General features: G+C 65.4%; 15 protein-coding genes. 7 read left to right on the top strand and 8 right to left on the bottom strand.

Annotated elements, in window-relative coordinates:
* The first annotated feature begins 117 nt into the window (after positions 1-117).
* The 5 genes from ACIP21_RS10375 to ACIP21_RS10355 all read left to right on the top strand — a co-directional run bounded on the left by ACIP21_RS10375 (position 118) and on the right by ACIP21_RS10355 (position 5,755).
* Positions 118-2,418: a fatty acid cis/trans isomerase gene (locus tag ACIP21_RS10375; protein WP_400687121.1), complete on the top strand. Its 2,301-nt coding sequence runs from the start codon at positions 118-120 to the stop codon at positions 2,416-2,418.
* Between the two features lie 232 nt (positions 2,419-2,650).
* Entirely contained in the window at positions 2,651-3,685 is a 1,035-nt protein-coding gene (locus tag ACIP21_RS10370; RefSeq protein ID WP_400687037.1) for an acyltransferase family protein, read from the top strand.
* 58 nt (positions 3,686-3,743) lie between these two features.
* On the top strand, positions 3,744-4,328 hold the full coding sequence (gene nfuA / locus ACIP21_RS10365; RefSeq protein WP_400687035.1) for a Fe-S biogenesis protein NfuA: 585 nt from the start codon (positions 3,744-3,746) through the stop codon (positions 4,326-4,328).
* 335 nt (positions 4,329-4,663) lie between these two features.
* Positions 4,664-5,272: an SCO family protein gene (locus ACIP21_RS10360; protein ID WP_400687034.1), complete on the top strand. Its 609-nt coding sequence runs from the start codon at positions 4,664-4,666 to the stop codon at positions 5,270-5,272.
* Positions 5,273-5,755 (top strand): copper chaperone PCu(A)C, encoded by a 483-nt coding sequence (locus ACIP21_RS10355; protein WP_400687033.1) that lies wholly within the window; start codon positions 5,273-5,275, stop codon positions 5,753-5,755.
* A 57-nt stretch (positions 5,756-5,812) separates the two neighbouring features.
* On the opposite strand, the gene ACIP21_RS10350 is transcribed toward ACIP21_RS10355, so the two are convergent.
* The 8 genes from ACIP21_RS10350 to ACIP21_RS10315 all read right to left on the bottom strand — a co-directional run bounded on the left by ACIP21_RS10350 (position 5,813) and on the right by ACIP21_RS10315 (position 11,508).
* Positions 5,813-6,040 carry a hypothetical protein gene (locus tag ACIP21_RS10350; RefSeq protein ID WP_027593874.1) on the bottom strand — a complete coding sequence of 76 codons (228 nt, stop codon included), beginning with the start codon at positions 6,038-6,040 and terminating at the stop codon, positions 5,813-5,815.
* 51 nt (positions 6,041-6,091) lie between these two features.
* Positions 6,092-6,925 carry an AraC family ligand binding domain-containing protein gene (locus ACIP21_RS10345; protein ID WP_400687032.1) on the bottom strand — a complete coding sequence of 278 codons (834 nt, stop codon included), beginning with the start codon at positions 6,923-6,925 and terminating at the stop codon, positions 6,092-6,094.
* The gene (locus tag ACIP21_RS10340; RefSeq protein ID WP_400687031.1) at positions 6,922-7,236 is read right to left on the bottom strand and encodes an AzlD domain-containing protein; all 315 of its coding nucleotides are present in this window, start codon (positions 7,234-7,236) and stop codon (positions 6,922-6,924) included. Before ACIP21_RS10340 ends, ACIP21_RS10345 begins: the two co-directional genes overlap by 4 nt.
* Complete coding sequence (locus ACIP21_RS10335; RefSeq protein WP_400687030.1) at positions 7,233-7,934, bottom strand: AzlC family ABC transporter permease; 702 nt, start codon at positions 7,932-7,934, stop codon at positions 7,233-7,235. Before ACIP21_RS10335 ends, ACIP21_RS10340 begins: the two co-directional genes overlap by 4 nt.
* Positions 7,935-8,112: 178 nt before the next feature.
* Entirely contained in the window at positions 8,113-8,802 is a 690-nt protein-coding gene (locus ACIP21_RS10330) for a sel1 repeat family protein (RefSeq protein WP_400687028.1), read from the bottom strand.
* Positions 8,803-8,957: 155 nt separating this feature from the next.
* Positions 8,958-10,052: a hypothetical protein gene (locus ACIP21_RS10325; protein ID WP_400687027.1), complete on the bottom strand. Its 1,095-nt coding sequence runs from the start codon at positions 10,050-10,052 to the stop codon at positions 8,958-8,960.
* A 38-nt stretch (positions 10,053-10,090) separates the two neighbouring features.
* Positions 10,091-10,717, bottom strand: coding sequence for a LysE family translocator (locus ACIP21_RS10320; RefSeq protein ID WP_400687025.1), 627 nt, complete (start codon positions 10,715-10,717; stop codon positions 10,091-10,093).
* Positions 10,718-10,719: 2 nt separating this feature from the next.
* Positions 10,720-11,508, bottom strand: a complete 789-nt coding sequence (locus ACIP21_RS10315) for a YqcI/YcgG family protein (RefSeq protein WP_400687023.1) — start codon at positions 11,506-11,508, stop codon at positions 10,720-10,722.
* Positions 11,509-11,667: 159 nt separating this feature from the next.
* Here ACIP21_RS10315 and ACIP21_RS10310 point away from each other — a divergent pair, with 159 nt between their 5' ends.
* Positions 11,668-12,588: a LysR substrate-binding domain-containing protein gene (locus ACIP21_RS10310; protein WP_400687021.1), complete on the top strand. Its 921-nt coding sequence runs from the start codon at positions 11,668-11,670 to the stop codon at positions 12,586-12,588.
* A 62-nt stretch (positions 12,589-12,650) separates the two neighbouring features.
* Positions 12,651-15,011 (top strand): DNA polymerase II, encoded by a 2,361-nt coding sequence (locus ACIP21_RS10305; RefSeq protein ID WP_400687019.1) that lies wholly within the window; start codon positions 12,651-12,653, stop codon positions 15,009-15,011.
* Positions 15,012-15,042: the final 31 nt, after the last annotated feature.

Raw genomic sequence — 15,042 nt, 5'->3', positions numbered from 1 at the left:
AGGTGCATTGCCCATTTGCATGAAATCTGCTCATGTTGGCAGCGGTTGTGAATCACAGAGCACCCAAGGACGACCAGGCAAATCGTGATGGCTTTCAATACCCAGGACTTTTCGCACATGGTGCAGCGTATTCTTGTCAGCGTCTTCGCCCTGCTGGTCAGCAGTGTGGCGTTCGGACAAGCCCCCCTATCGAGCCCGGCGATTTCCTACACCCGGGATATCCAGCCGATCTTCACCGAGAAATGCGTGGCCTGCCACGCCTGCAACGACGCCGCCTGCCAGCTCAAGCTGGAAAGCCCCGAGGGCGCGCTGCGCGGCGCTTCCAAGGTGCCGGTGTACCAGGGCGAGCGGAGCCAGGCAGTGCCGCCAACGCGGTTGTTCTACGACGCCCACAGCGAAGGGGAGTGGCGCAAGAAAGGCTTCTACTCGGTCCTCGACAACCAGGGCAGCCAGGCCGCGCTGATGGCGCGCATGCTCGAGCTGGGGCACAAGACCCCGCTGACGCCCAACGCCAAGCTGCCCGAGGAGATCGTCCTGGGCCTCAACCGCAACAACATGTGCCCGCTGCCCCATGAGTTCGACGCCTATGCCGGCGCCCACCCCAAGGAGGGCATGCCGCTGGCGGTGACCGGCCTGACCGACAAGGAATACGACACCCTGCGCCGCTGGCTGGCCGCCGGTGCGCCGGTGGAGTACCAGCCGATCCAGGCGAGCCCGGCCGAAGCCAGGCAGATCGCCGACTGGGAAGAACTGCTCAACCGCCCGGGCTCGACCGAGGCGCTGGTCGGCCGCTGGTTGTACGAGCACCTGTTCCTGGCGCACATCTACTTCGTCGGCGGCGAGCAGGGCCACTTCTTCCAGTGGGTGCGCTCGCGCACGCCAAGCGGCCAGCCGGTCGACATCATCGCCACGCGCCGCCCCAACGACCCGCCAGGCACCGACTTCTATTACCGCCTGATCCCGGTACAGGGCGTGATCGTGCACAAGACCCACATCACCTACCCGATGGGGCCGCAGAAGCTCAAGCGCGTGAAGCAGCTGTTCTACGCCGGCGACTGGCATGCCACCGCGCTGCCTGGCTACGGCCCACGGCACCGGGCCAACCCGTTCGAAACCTTCGAGGCGATCCCGGCGGTGGCGCGCTACCAGTTCATGCTGGATAACGCCGAATACTTCGTGCGCACCTTCATCCGTGGCCCGGTGTGCCGCGGGCAGATCGCCACCGACGTGATCCGCGACAACTTCTGGGCGTTGTTCCAGGAGCCGGCGTTCGATCGCTACATCACCGACGCCAAGTACCGGGGTGAAGCCACGCCGCTGCTGGCCATGCCAGGCCAGATCGACGACGTCGGCAGCGTGCTCAACCTGTGGCATGCCTACCGCGACAAGCGCAACGAGTATGAAAAGCTGCGCCGCGACGCCTACGCCGAGATGCCCGCGCCGGGCTGGGCCACGCTGTGGGCCGGCAACGACAACGCGCTGCTGAGCATCTTCCGCCACTTCGACAGTGCTTCGGTGAGCAAGGGCCTGATTGGCGATGTACCGCTGACCATCTGGCTGTTCGACTATCCGCTGCTGGAACGCACCTACTACCAGCTGGCGGTCAACTTCGACGTCTACGGCAATGTCTCGCACCAGTTGCAGACGCGCCTGTACTTCGACCTGATCCGCAACGGCGCCGAGGTCAATTTCCTGCGCCTGATGCCGGCCGACCAGCGCGGCAAGATCCTCGGCAGCTGGTACCAGAACAGCGGCAAGGTGAAGATGTGGCTGGACTATGAAGACATCGACAGCGACACCCCCAGCGGCATCAAGCTCGACCCGCGCGACCCCAAGCGCGACTTCGGCCTGAAGCTGCTGCAGCGCACAGGCAGCCTGAACGCAGCACCGGACCCGATCAACCGCTGCAAGGGCGCCTACTGCTCGCGGCCGCATATGAGCGAGGAGTTCCGCAACGTCGAGCAGTCGCTCAGCCGCCTGGTGTCGCGCCCGGCTGCAGGCCTCAAGGTGATCGGCCAGTTGCCCGAGGCAACCATGCTGCGCATCGAAGGCGAGGGCGGCCAGCGCCAGGTCTACAGCCTGCTGCGCAACCGTGCGCACAGCAACGTGGCGTTCCTGCTCGGCGAGGCCTATCGCTACCAGCCGGGGTTGGACACCCTGACCCTGTACCCGGGCGTGCTCAGCAGCTACCCGAACTTCATCTTCAACATCCCGGCCAGCGATGTGCCGGAGTTCGTCGAGGACATGGAGTACGCCAAGGACGATGCGGCGAAGTTCGAGCGCATCGTCATGCGCTGGGGCGTGCGCCGCAGCCATCCACAGTTCTGGCACTACTTCCATGACCTGAACAGCTACATCAAGGAGACCGAACCGGTGGAGGCCGGGGTGCTGGACATGAACCGCTACGAGAACCTCTGATCGGGTTGGTTGACCTTTGCCAATCCGTTGCGGTCGGAATTGCCGGGTGGTCCTGATCGATTGCAGGGGGCTGCTTTGCAGCCCTTCGCGGGTAAACCCGCTCCCACAGGTACAGTGCTGAACCTAAGGCCGGCACTGTACCTGTGGGAGCGGGTTTACCCGCGAACGAGCGCGCAGCGCTCGCCTGGGCACTCGATGCGGGCCTCAATGCACCGGCAATTGCAGGTATTCCATGCTGTATTCGCTTCAGGCACTGCGGGCGTTCGCCGCCTGGGTGGTGGTCTGCCACCACTTCATGCAAATCTTCTTCGACTTCCACGCCACCGGCCCCATCGGCCAACTGCTCACCGACCGCGGCGCCGTGGGTGTCGACATCTTCTTCGTCATCAGCGGGCTGGTCATCTACCTCTCGACCCGCGACAAAGCCATCGAGCCACGCCAGTTCCTGCTCAACCGGGCCTTGCGCATCGTCCCGGCCTACTGGTTCTACAGCGCACTCATGGCCGCGCTGCTGCTGGCCTTCAGCCAATGGATGCCGCACCAGGCGTTCAGCTGGCACCACCTGCTGTTGTCGATGCTCTTCGTGCCGGCGGAAAACCCCGGTGGCTATGGCCTGTACCCGACCCTGAACGTCGGCTGGACGCTCAACTTCGAGATGTTCTTCTACCTGCTGTTCGGCCTGGCCTTCCTGGTACGCCAGCGCCACCACCTGCTGCTGGTGACCGCCGCACTGCTGCTGGTCGGCGAGGTGCTGGGGCGCGTCGGCGTGTTGAGCCGTTTCTACAACAACGACATCATCTACGAGTTCCTGCTGGGCATCGCCCTGGGCGTGGCCTACCGCCGTGGCCTGGTGCGCGAGGGCCTGTGGCTGCCACTGGCGGTGCTGGGCGTGGCGGGTTACGCCATCTACCACCTGGACGCCTCCCAGCGCCTGCTGCACTGGGGCGTGCCGAGCGCCATGATCGTGCTGGCGTTCATCGCCCTGGAGCCGTACTTCAAGGGCAATCGCCTGCTCAAGGCGTTGGGCGACTGCTCGTACTCGGTGTACCTGATCCACGTGCTGGTGCTGTACGCCGGCTGGTTCGCCAGCGAGCGCCTGCACCTCAACCCGTACCTGGTGTTCGCCCTGTGCGTGCCGTCCATTGGACTAATGTCGTGGTTCAGCTACCAGTGGCTGGAGCGCGGCCTGTACCGGCGGATGCAGGCCTGGCTGGCGGCGCCAGGGGAGCATAGCCCGGCATTTGCGCTTTCCCGAGTCAAATACTAGGACTTTGTACATGGGCCAGGTTGGCGTACACTTGGCCGCAAGTCTGTGAGGAACTTCCATGAGCGCTATAACCATTACTGACGCCGCCCATGATTACCTGGCCGATCTGCTTTCCAAGCAGAACACGCCTGGCATTGGCATCCGTGTATTCATCACCCAGCCGGGCACCCAGTACGCCGAAACCTGCATCGCCTACTGCAAACCGGGCGAAGAGAAGCCCGACGACGAACCGGTCGGCCTGAAGAGCTTTACTGCCTACCTGGACGCGGTCAGCGTGCCGTTCCTGGAAGACGCGCTGGTCGACTACGCCACCGACCGCATGGGCGGCCAGCTGACCATCAAGGCGCCGAACGCCAAGGTGCCGATGGTCAACGAAGACAGCCCGATCAACGAGCGCATCAACTACTACCTGCAGACCGAGATCAACCCGGGTCTGGCCAGCCACGGCGGCCAGGTGAGCCTGGTGGACGTGGTCGACGATGGCATCGCCGTGCTGCAGTTCGGTGGTGGTTGCCAAGGCTGCGGCCAGGCCGACGTGACTCTCAAGGAAGGCATCGAGCGCACCCTGCTCGAGCGTATTCCAGAGCTCAAGGGCGTGCGTGACGTGACTGACCACACCCAGAAAGAGAACGCCTACTACTGATCCCGACGCGGTCGTTGTCGTAGGAGCGGCCTTGTGTCGCGAAAGGGCCGCAGCGCGGCCCCGGCAATATGTGCTTTGCCGCCGATATCCTGGGGCTGCTGCGCAGCCCTTTCGCGACACAAGGCCGCTCCTACATGGGCCGCGCTGGGTCAAGCCCTAGCAACAAAGTGTTACGGTTTCAACCCCTGCGACAACAGGCCGCAGCCCGTGTTTAAAGGGCTGCGGGCCATCACCGCCTCTGTCGGGTAGAAGCCCTCCGGGTGTCATGCCAGAATGCCCCGGTTTTCGGCCGGCCCGTCCCGAGGGCCGGCACCTTCCCTGTAAAGGATGGTTCCATGAATGATGTATTTACCCGGCGCGCGGTTGTCGCCGGCATGGGCGTTCTCGGGCTCGGCCTGCTGGCAGGCTGCAACCCGGCCCGGGGCCTCGAGTTCAAGTACGGCAAGAACATGAGCAACGAAATCCTCGGGCGCAAGTTCAGCCTCAAGGATACCCAGGGCAACGTGCGCACTCTGTCGAGCTTCTACGGCTCGATGCCGATGGTGTTCTTCGGTTTCACCCAATGCCCGGCGGTCTGCCCGACCACCCTGGCGCGTGCGGCGCAAATCCGCAAGTTGCTGCGCGGCCGTGACCGCGACCTGTTCCAGGTGGTGTTCATCACCCTGGACCCGGAGCGCGACACCCCCGAAGTGCTCGATGCCTACGTCAAGGCCTTCGACCCGTCGTTCACCGCCCTGACCGGTACCCCCGAGGAAATCGCCGCGGTGGCCAAGGAGTTCAAGGTGTTCTACGAAAAGGTCCCGGCCGGTGACACCTACACCATCTCCCATTCGTCCACCAGCTACGTCTACGATACCCGTGGCACCCTGCGCCTGAGCCTGGGGCATTCCCTGAACGCCAAGGAATGCGCCGAAGACCTGGTCACCCTGATGGAGATCTGCTGAATGTCGATGCAACCGATCAAGCGCGGCCTGGCCGCCCTGGTGTTGATGGGCCTGGCCCTGCCGGCCCTGGCCGAGACTACCGTGAGCGACGCCTGGGTCCGTGCCAGCGTGCCGCACCAGGCGTCCACCGGCGCCTTCATGACCCTTACCGCCAGCACCGACAGCAAGCTGGTCGGTGTGGCCTCGCCAGTGGCCAAGACCGTGCAGGTGCACGAAATGACCATGAACGGTGACGTGATGGGCATGAAGGAAGCCAAGTCGGTCGAGCTGCCTGCGGGCAAGCCGGTGAGCCTGGACCCCAACGGCTACCACGTGATGCTGATGGGCCTGACCCAGCAGGTGAAGGAAGGCGAGAAAGTGCCGCTGACCCTGACCATCGAAGATGCCAAGGGCGCCAAGGAGACCGTGGAAGTGCAGGCCGAAGTGCGCCCGCTCAACGCCGAGGCCGGCGCTGGGCATGAGCACATGCACATGAACCACTGACCGACCGCACGACTGAAGGGCCGCCGCAACAGCGGCCCTTTTTCATGGTGCTGCGCTTCAGCTGCGAAAGCGTGGCAGCGGCCTGTCGAGGGTCAGCGACGTCAGGGTCTTGCGGACCTGGGCCTCGTCGGCCTCCAGCGCCTTGAGGCTGGCGCGGATCTTGCCAGCGGCGGGCACGTCGCCCTGCCGGTCGATCCAGTCGGCAATTTCCTTGCAGGCGCTGCTCAGGCAGGCTTGGCGCTGGTTCATCAGCGATATCAGGGTGGTCAGCTCTCTTTCGGACATGGCAGGATCCTCCATTCAGCCTCCTCAGTGTAGCAGCGGCTGGCGGGGCTGTTAGCTGTGCAGGCAGGCGCTGCGATAAGCCCCTGGGGTCACCCCGTAGGCCTGCTTGAACTGCCGGCTCAGGTGGCTCTGATCGGCAAAGCCCAGGGCGAATGCCACGTCGGCAGCGGCCTGGCCACTTTTCAGGAATTCCCGCGCGCGCGCCAGGCGCCGCTGCTTCAGCCAGGCATGCGGGGGCAGGCCGGTGGCCTGGCGAAACACCCGGGCAAAGTGGAACGGTGACAGGTTGACGGCGGCGGCCAGGGCTTCCAGCGAAGGCGGGGTCGCCAACTGGCTTTCCAGCAACTCACGCGCGCGGGCCACCGCCAGGGGTTCGTGGCCAGGGGCGGTGGGCTCCGGGCAATGGCCATGACGCTGGACCAGCGCCAGTACCGCCTGGCGCCAGGCGGTCTGTTGCTCCAGGGCACTGGCGCCGGCTTCCGACAGCTGGTGCAGCTGGCTGAAGGCCAGTGCCAGCGTCGGGTCGTGAATCACGCTGTCCTTGAAACGCGGCATGCCGAGGCGGCCCAGTTCCAGTTCGTCCAGCACACCGGTGACCCGTTCATGCTCGGGGTAGAAACCACGGTAGCGCCAGCCCGCCTCGTGGGCAGTGGCGCCGGTGTGCAGCTCATCCGGGTTGATCAGGACCATGCTGCCGACCGGTGCCAGGTGCTCGCTGCCGCGGTGCCAGAAGCGCTGGGCTCCCGATTCGATCACGGTGAACACGTAGCCTTCATGCACATGCGGGGCGAAGCGCTGCTGGAAGTAGCGCGCGTGCAGCATCTCGACGTCGCCCAGGGCGGGCGCCTGCCAGAGGTGGGTCTGTTCGCGCAGGGGCGTGCTCATGCCAGCCAGCTGCGCAGCAGGAAGAAGATCAACATGCTCACCAGCATGCTCAGCAATACGCTGCGGGTCAACAGCACCAGCACGACCGCCACCACCGCGCCGAGCAGGTAAGGGTTGAGCAGGCCCAGGTCGAGTTGATGGCCGGGCAGGAAGATGATCGGCCCGCAGATCGCGGTGAGCATGCCGGGCACGGCAAAGCCCAGGAACTGCCGGGCATTGGAGCTCAGGCGCAGGGGCAGGCGCGGCTCGAGAAAGGCGTAGCGGTTGAGGAATACCACGGCGCCCATGGCGAAGATCAGCAACCAGGTCATGTGCGGGCTCCGGTGAATTTCTGGCAGACAAAGCCGGCTGCCATGCCCAGCAGGCCGGCGGCGACCAGCGCGGTTTCCCAGTGCCAGTAGCTGAACAGCACCGAGCCGCACAGCGAAACTGCCACGCACACCACGGTGGCGAGGTTGCGCACCAGTGGCGCGATCAGCGCGACGAAGGTGGCGACAATGGAGAAGTCCAGGCCGAGCTGGTCGAGGTGGGGGATGTTCTGGCCAAGCACGATGCCCGCCAGGGTGAACAGGTTCCAGGCGACGTAGAAGGTCAGGCCGACCCCCAGAGCGTACCAGCGGTTGAATTGCTGCTGGTCGTAATGGCTGGTGAGGGCGAAGAACTCGTCGGTGAGCAGAAAGCCCAGGCCCAGCCGCCAGCGCAGTGGCTGGTTCGACAGCACAGGGCGCATGGACAGGCCGTACAGCAGGTGCTGGGAGGTCAGCAGCAGGGTGGTGAGCAGGATCGACAGCAAGTTGGCGCCGCCCTTGAGCATGCCGATCGCCACCAGTTGCGCGGCGCCGGCGAAGACGATCGCCGACAGGCCCTGGCCTTGCCAGGCGCTGAGGTTGGCCTCGATGGCCATGGACCCGGCGAGCAGGCCCCAGGGGGCCACGGCCAGGGACAGCGGCAGGATGGCGATGGCGCCGTGGAGGAAGGCTTGGCGGGCGATGGGTGGACTGCTGGGCATGATGGCTGCGACACGTTTCTGCTTGGTTGACCAGCATGACAGAGTGGTGGGGTGGGTGGCTTGAACGATCTTGCTTCGTTTCAGGCTGCACTGGCCTCTTCGCGGCTGAAGCCGCTCCTGCAGGGGTTGCGCCGGCCCGTGTGGGAGCGGCTTCAGCCGCGAAGAGGCCGGTACAGGTTCAACGCTGGCTGGTCAGGCGCTGCTGCGCCTCCACACAGCCATTGATCTCCACGGCCTTCTGCAAAAGGTTACGGCGCTGCTGCGGGTCGAGCTCACCCAGCAGGCGGAACACTTCGGCCTGGTAATCGCGCTGGCGTCCCCACTGCATCTGCAGCCCCTGCGGATGGCTGCGGGCGCAGGCCAGGCGCGTGGCAGGCTGGGGGTAGTAGGGCGCATACAGTGTCGCCATGCTCGGAATCGCCTCGAGCGCTTCGCGGTAGGCGGGGCTGGCGTTGTAGGGCGAGCACCAGGTGGCGATCGCCGTCGCCGGCGGTGCGAAGCCTTGCCGGAGGCTGGCTTCCAGCAGCGGGCAGGCCGCATCGGCAATCCGCCCTGCCGGCAGGTAGGTGGTGTAGTACAACGCCAGTCGGTACTGCGCCACCGGATGGCCCAGCTCCACCGATTTCTTCAGCAAGGCCACGGCGGTCGGCAGGGTACGGGCCATGGCCTGGCCCTGGCGGTTGAGTTCCGGGTCATCGCCCAGGGCGGTGCGCAGGGGGGCGGCGCCGTCATCCTGGTTGTCGGCTTGCTCCAGCAGCGGCAGGGCCTGGCGGTAGAGCAAATCGGCGTGGGGGTCGATGCGCACGTCGAGGGCCTGGGCGGCCACTGGAGTGATGAGTAGCGTTGCTACCAGGGCAACGCGGCTCACCTGCGCGCCTCGCGCAGCGATACGCTCCGGCGGGTGGCCGGGCACGGTTGGACGGCTTGATGGTTCATCACAACTTGACGTACGCCTCAGGCAAATCGGAACACCTGCACATTCTAGCCAAGCACAGGGTTAATCGATACCCCACGGCGTCACGGTCAGACGAGCTTGATCGGCGCGGCCCTGCGCTGGGCGTGTCGTTCCTGGGCCAGGCCGAGTTTGGCGGTGATGACCTTGGCCAAGGCGTTGTTGCCCAGGTCGTTGAAATGCAGGCGGTCGATGAACAGGTCGGCGCCGAACACCGGCGAGCTGCTGAGCATGCTGTTCATGTCATAGCACGGCACAGGGTCGGCCTGGTGCTTGATGCGGCGGAAGAAGTCCATGTGCAGCTGGCTATCGAAGGCACCGTCGAGCAACCGATCGAAGTTGGCCGGGTGTTTTTCCAGTGCGTCGAGCATGACCCGTTCGCCCTCTGGCAGGGTTTCACGGCACCAGGGCAGCAAAGGTTGCAGGATGAAGGTGAGGGTCGCGTTGCTGTCGGCCAGCAGGCGGTCCCACTGCCGCAGGGTGCGGCTGATGCTGTCGGCGGCGCGGGCCAGGCGTTTTTCCGGGGCGGACAGTTGCCAGGCCGGCGGGGGCACTGGCTGGCGCGGCGCCAGGGCCTGGCCCAGGCGCCGCCACCAGGATTCGCGGCGCAGCGGTTCGAGCGCTGGCATGCCTTCGTTGAAACTGTTGAGGTACGCCTGGTGGGCCTTGGCCTGCTGCGGGTCATGCGGGCCGGCCAGCACTTCGCCGAGGGCTTCGTGGGCCAGGGTGTTCAGGCCGCTGAGCAGCACCACGTGGCCAATCTCGCCGAAGCGGTGCTGATGGGTCAGGAACAGCATCAGTTCCTGGCTGGCGTTGAGGCCGCATCCGGCCAGGCTCAGCCACACCTCCGAAGTCAGCATCGACAGGTGCGAGGCCACCGTGTGCTCATCGCAGCTGGCGCCGATGCCGAGCGCGGTCGAGCCACCGACCAGCAGGTTGACCCGTGCGCTGCCGCCGCGCTCGCCTGCTGAAAATCGCTTGCCGGCACAGTGGCTGTAACGCAGGCCCAGGGTGTCGGTGTTGATGGTGCCCGAGCGGTAGCCGCTTTCATGCACATGCAGGGTGTGTGGCGCGCGGCGGCTGCCCAGTTGCAGAAAACGCTGGTAGTCCTGCTGCAACGGCAAGGGACGGCCCGGAACGTGCGTGGCGGTGGCGGGCGGTGTCATGGGCGCTCCTTTTGGCTGACGTGGCAATGGCGTGGGCGTCAGCCCGCCAGCGCCTGGATGTTGTACGCCAGACCGCCGCCGGCGATCAGCAGCAGGGCGACCCCCGAAGCCAGGGAAATCAGGCGGTTGCTGCGTTGCGAGGTGATTCTGCCGATGGCGAAGATGTACAGGCTGAGCACGGCGAAGTCGATCAGCACCCACAGCAGCGACAGCACCACCATGCTCTTGCCGAACGATTCGGTGACCTGGATGAACTGGGGGAAGAAGGCGATGAAGAAGATGATGTCCTTGGGGTTGGAGATGCCCACCATGAACCCTTGCCACAGGCCGCCGCGCCCGGCCTTGGGCGCTTGCGCCTGGGTTTCGCCGGCGGCTGGCTGCAGGTGTTCGCGCAAGGTGCCGACGGCGATGTAGCCGATGAACAGGCAGCCCAGCAGGCTCATGGCGCTGAGCCAGGTCCTGTCGATGGCCGCGCTGGTCAGGATGACCCAGGCCGCGGCACCGATCAGCACCAGCGATGCCCAGTTGGTGCCGACGGCGGTGAACATGGCCTTGCGCGAGCCCGAGGCGGCGGCGGTATTGACGATCAGTGCCACCACCGGGCCAGGTGTGGCGATCAACAGCAGGACGGTGAGGGCGTAGGTCAGGGTCAGGGCGGTATTCACGGTCAGTTCTCGATCAGTGTGTCGGGTGTGGCATGGGCATGCGCATTGGCATGGAACGGGCAGCGCGACGGGTTGAGCGAGCCGGCTTCCTGCAGTTGGTACTGCTTCCATTCGAAGTTGTCGTCCTGGCCGAAAAAGCCCAGGCTCTCGGGCATCACCCCGTCGTTGTAGTGGCGCACGCGCTCGCGAATGCGCGCGCGGATACGCTGGCCACTTTCGGTGCCGGCGTTGGCCACTTCGTCGAAGTTCTCCCGCGGGTTGATGACGAAGGTGATGTGCGGCCCCAGGTTGCGGCTTTTCATCTGCTGGTGGCCAGGGAAGTTCATGTTGATGAACAGCGGCATGCCGGCGTAGCAGAACGACCAGGCGTGGTCGTGCGGGTCGGTGGGAATCGCCTGTGGCCAAGGGTGCGGGTCGCGCGCATGGACACCGCGCAGCACCTTCCAGGCCAGCGCCTGCTGTTCGGCCAGGGCGCTGCCGGCCGCGGTTTCGAGGAACACCACCAGCGGGCTGCCGATGCGTTGCTTGACCGGGGTGGTGGCGATGGTGCGGACATAGTTGGCCAGGCCCTGGGCAAGGTCGTCGGCCAGTTGCTCGGCGCGGGCGAACAGAATGTGACACGACTGGCCGGCAACCGCCTTGCGCCCGAACAGGCACGGGAAGTCCGGGTTGGCGAGCACGCCGCGAAAATGCTGCAGGGTCTTGTACGTCCAGTGTTGTGTGTTGCGGCCATGTTCATCGGCGAGCTCTAGCGCATCCAGGCGATAGCAGTTTCCATAACCCGTAAACATGATTTCCCCAGGCAGTAATTAAAAGTAAGTTCCAGGCATATGCAGGCAGGTTGTCTTGTTATCTTTATTGTTTTGCAGCATTTTCGGAGACGCACTTCACGTTGTAAAACGCGTGGAACTATGACCTACTATTAGTCTCACTCATGCTTTGGGGGCACCATGTCGGAACGGATTCAGGCTTTGCATGCACTGCGTGCCTTCGAGGTGGCCTCGCGCTACGGGTCGTTCACCCGCGCAGCCGAGGAATTGGCCTTGACCCAGGGCGCGGTCAGCCATCACATCAAGACCTTGGAAACGATGTTCGGCTGCGACCTGTTCGAGCGCCGTGGCCCCAAGCTCAGCCTCACCGAGCACGGCCGGCTGCTGTCCCAGGAACTCAAGGTCGGCTTCAAGATCATCGAGAACGCCTGCGCGCTGCTGCGCCAGGACCGTTACGGCCTGCGCCTGAAAGCCCCGTCGACGCTCACCGTGCGCTGGCTGCTGCGGGCCCTGGACGGCTTCAAGAAGGTCGACGACAACTGTTCCGTGCAGTTGTCGAGCGTGTGGATGGACATCGACACGGTGGACTTCTACTCGGAGCCCTACGACTGCGCCATCCTCCTGGCCAACGGCCGTTTCCCGGCCGATGTCGAAAGCATCAGGCTGTTCGATGAATGGCTGATCCCGGTGTGCCACCCGGACTACATGACGCAAGCGCAACCGGCGCTGGCCGACCTGCGCCAGTGCGAGTTCCTCCACCCGTCACCGGACCGCCGCGACTGGCGGCGCTGGCTGGCACGCATGGATGCGCTGGACATCAGCATCGACCAGGGCCAGGTGTTCGATACCCTCGACCAGGGCATCTCGGCTGCGCAGCAGGGCCTGGGCATCTCCGTGGTCGACCTGGTGCTGGCCAGTGCCGACCTTGCCGCGGGGCGCCTGGTGACGCCGTTCAAGCATGCAGTGTCGACCGGCGACGGCTACTACATGACCTGGCTCAAGAGCAGCCCCAAGGCGCGGCAGATGCACAAGCTGCGTGACTACCTGCTCGGCCAGGTGCCGCCGCCCGGTTGCAAGGACATCGACTACCTGTACGGTTGAGCGCGGCTGCGAGCTGGGCGCCAGCTGGCGTAGAATCGTCTTTTTCAACAGAGGTCGACGCGGTGGAGTTGCAGCAGGGCTTTGTCCTGACCCGGCATTGGCATGACACGCCCGAGGGCACCTGCGTGGAGTTCTGGCTGGCCACCGAGGCCGGGCCACGGCTGTTGCGCCTGGCCCCCCAGGAATCGGTGGCCTTCATCCCGCAGGCGCAGGCCGAGCACGCCCGGGTGCTGTTGGCCAAGGAGCACGGCGCGTGGCTCAAGCCGCTGCGCCTGAAAGACTTCGAGCAGCGCCCCATGCTCGGCCTCTACACCCGTCAGCACCGCCAACTGATGCAGCTGGAGCAGCGCCTGCGCACGGCCGGTATCGACGTCTTCGAGGCCGATATCCGCCCGCCGGAGCGCTACCTGATGGAGCGTTTCATCACCGCGCCGGTGCAGTTCACCGGCCAGCGCGACGCCCAGGGCGTGTATTGCGAGGCCCAGCTCAAGCCGTTGCCGGACTACCGCCCGACTTTGCGCCTGGCCTCGCTGGACATCGAGACCAGCGAGCATGGCGAGCTGTACAGCATCGCCCTGGAAGGCTGTGGCCAGCGCCAGGTGTACATGCTCGGGCCGGCCAACGGTGATGCCGATGAGGTGGATTTCGACCTGCGCTACTGCGCTGACCGCGCCGAGTTGCTGATGTGCCTCAACCAGTGGATGGCCGAACACGATCCGGATGCAATCATCGGCTGGAACCTGATCCAGTTCGACCTGCGCCTGCTGCACGAGCATGCCAAGGCCCTGCAGCTGCCGCTGGCGCTGGGGCGCAACGGCGCGCCGCTGACCCTGCGCAGCCAGGCCGGCGGTGGCCACGTGTTCGCCGATGCCCCGGGGCGCCTGCTGATCGACGGCATCGAGGCGCTGCGTTCGGCGACCTGGAGCTTCCCTTCCTTCAGCCTGGAGAGTGTCGCCCAGACCCTGCTTGGGGAAGGCAAGGCCATCGATACCCCTTACCAGCGCATGGACGAGATCAACCGCCGCTTCGCCGAAGACAAGCCCGCGCTTGCCCGCTACAACCTCAAGGACTGCGAGCTGGTCACCCGCATCTTTGCCCACACCCGCCTGCTCGACTTCCTGCTGGAGCGTTCGTCGGTCACCGGCCTTGCGGTCGATCGCAGCGGTGGCTCGGTTGCCGCGTTCTGCCACCTGTATATCCCGCACATGCACCGCATGGGCTTTGTCGCGCCCAGCCTGGGCAGCCGCCCGGACGAGGCCAGCCCCGGTGGCTTCGTCATGGACTCCCGCCCGGGGCTGTACGATTCGGTGCTGGTGCTGGACTACAAGAGCCTGTACCCGTCCATTATCCGCACTTTCCTGATCGACCCGGTGGGCCTGGTCGAAGGCTTGCGCCTGCCCGATGACCAGCATTCGGTGGAAGGCTTTCGTGGCGGGCGTTTCTCGCGCACCGCGCATTGCCTGCCGGCGATCGTCGAGCGCGTGTGGCAGGGCCGCGAAGCGGCCAAGCGCGCGGGCAATGCGCCGTTGTCGCAGGCGCTGAAGATCATCATGAACGCGTTCTACGGTGTGCTCGGCTCCAGCGGCTGCCGCTTTTTCGACCCGCGGCTGGCCTCGTCGATCACCCTGCGCGGTCACCAGATCATGCGCCAGACCCGTGCGCTGATCGAGGCGCAGGGTTACCAGGTGATCTATGGCGACACCGATTCCACCTTCGTCTGGCTCAAGGAGGCCCATGACGAGGAGGCCGCCGCCCGTATCGGCCGTGCCCTGGTGGCGCAGGTCAATCACTGGTGGGCCGAGCACCTGCGCACCGAGCTGAACCTGGAGAGCGCGCTGGAGCTGCAGTACGAGGTGCATTACCGGCGTTTCCTGATGCCGACCATCCGCGGTACCGAGGAGGGCAGCAAGAAGCGGTATGCCGGCCTCGTGCAGCGTGCCAATGGCAACCAGGAGATGGTCTACAAGGGCCTGGAGTCGGTGCGCACCGACTGGTCGCCGCTGGCCCGGCGCTTTCAGCAGGAGCTGTACGGGCGGATCTTCCGCGGCCAGCCCTACCGCGACTACATCCGCGAATACGTGCGCCAGACCCTCGCCGGGGAGCTCGACGACTTGCTGGTCTACCGCAAGCGCCTGCGCCGGCGTTTGGCCGACTACCAGCGCAATGTCCCGCCGCATGTGCGTGCCGCCAGCCTGGCGGATGCCTACAACACGCAACTGGGGCGCCCGCGGCAGTACCAGAACGGCGGCTGGATCAGCTACGTGATCACCACCAGCGGGCCTGAACCGCTGGAAAACCGGCAATCGCCGATCGACCACGAGCATTACCTGAGCCGCCAGCTGCAACCGGTCGCCGATGCCATCCTGCCCTTCGTCGGTGACGACTTCGCCGCCCTGACCGATCGCCAGCTGATGTTGTTCTGAGCCGGTGGTAGCGGGCTACCGGATGCACCGG

Source organism: Pseudomonas sp. NPDC089401, from assembly GCF_044749485.1.
In the GTDB taxonomy this organism is placed as follows: domain Bacteria; phylum Pseudomonadota; class Gammaproteobacteria; order Pseudomonadales; family Pseudomonadaceae; genus Aquipseudomonas.
This window is presented reverse-complemented; position numbering and strand designations above follow the sequence as displayed.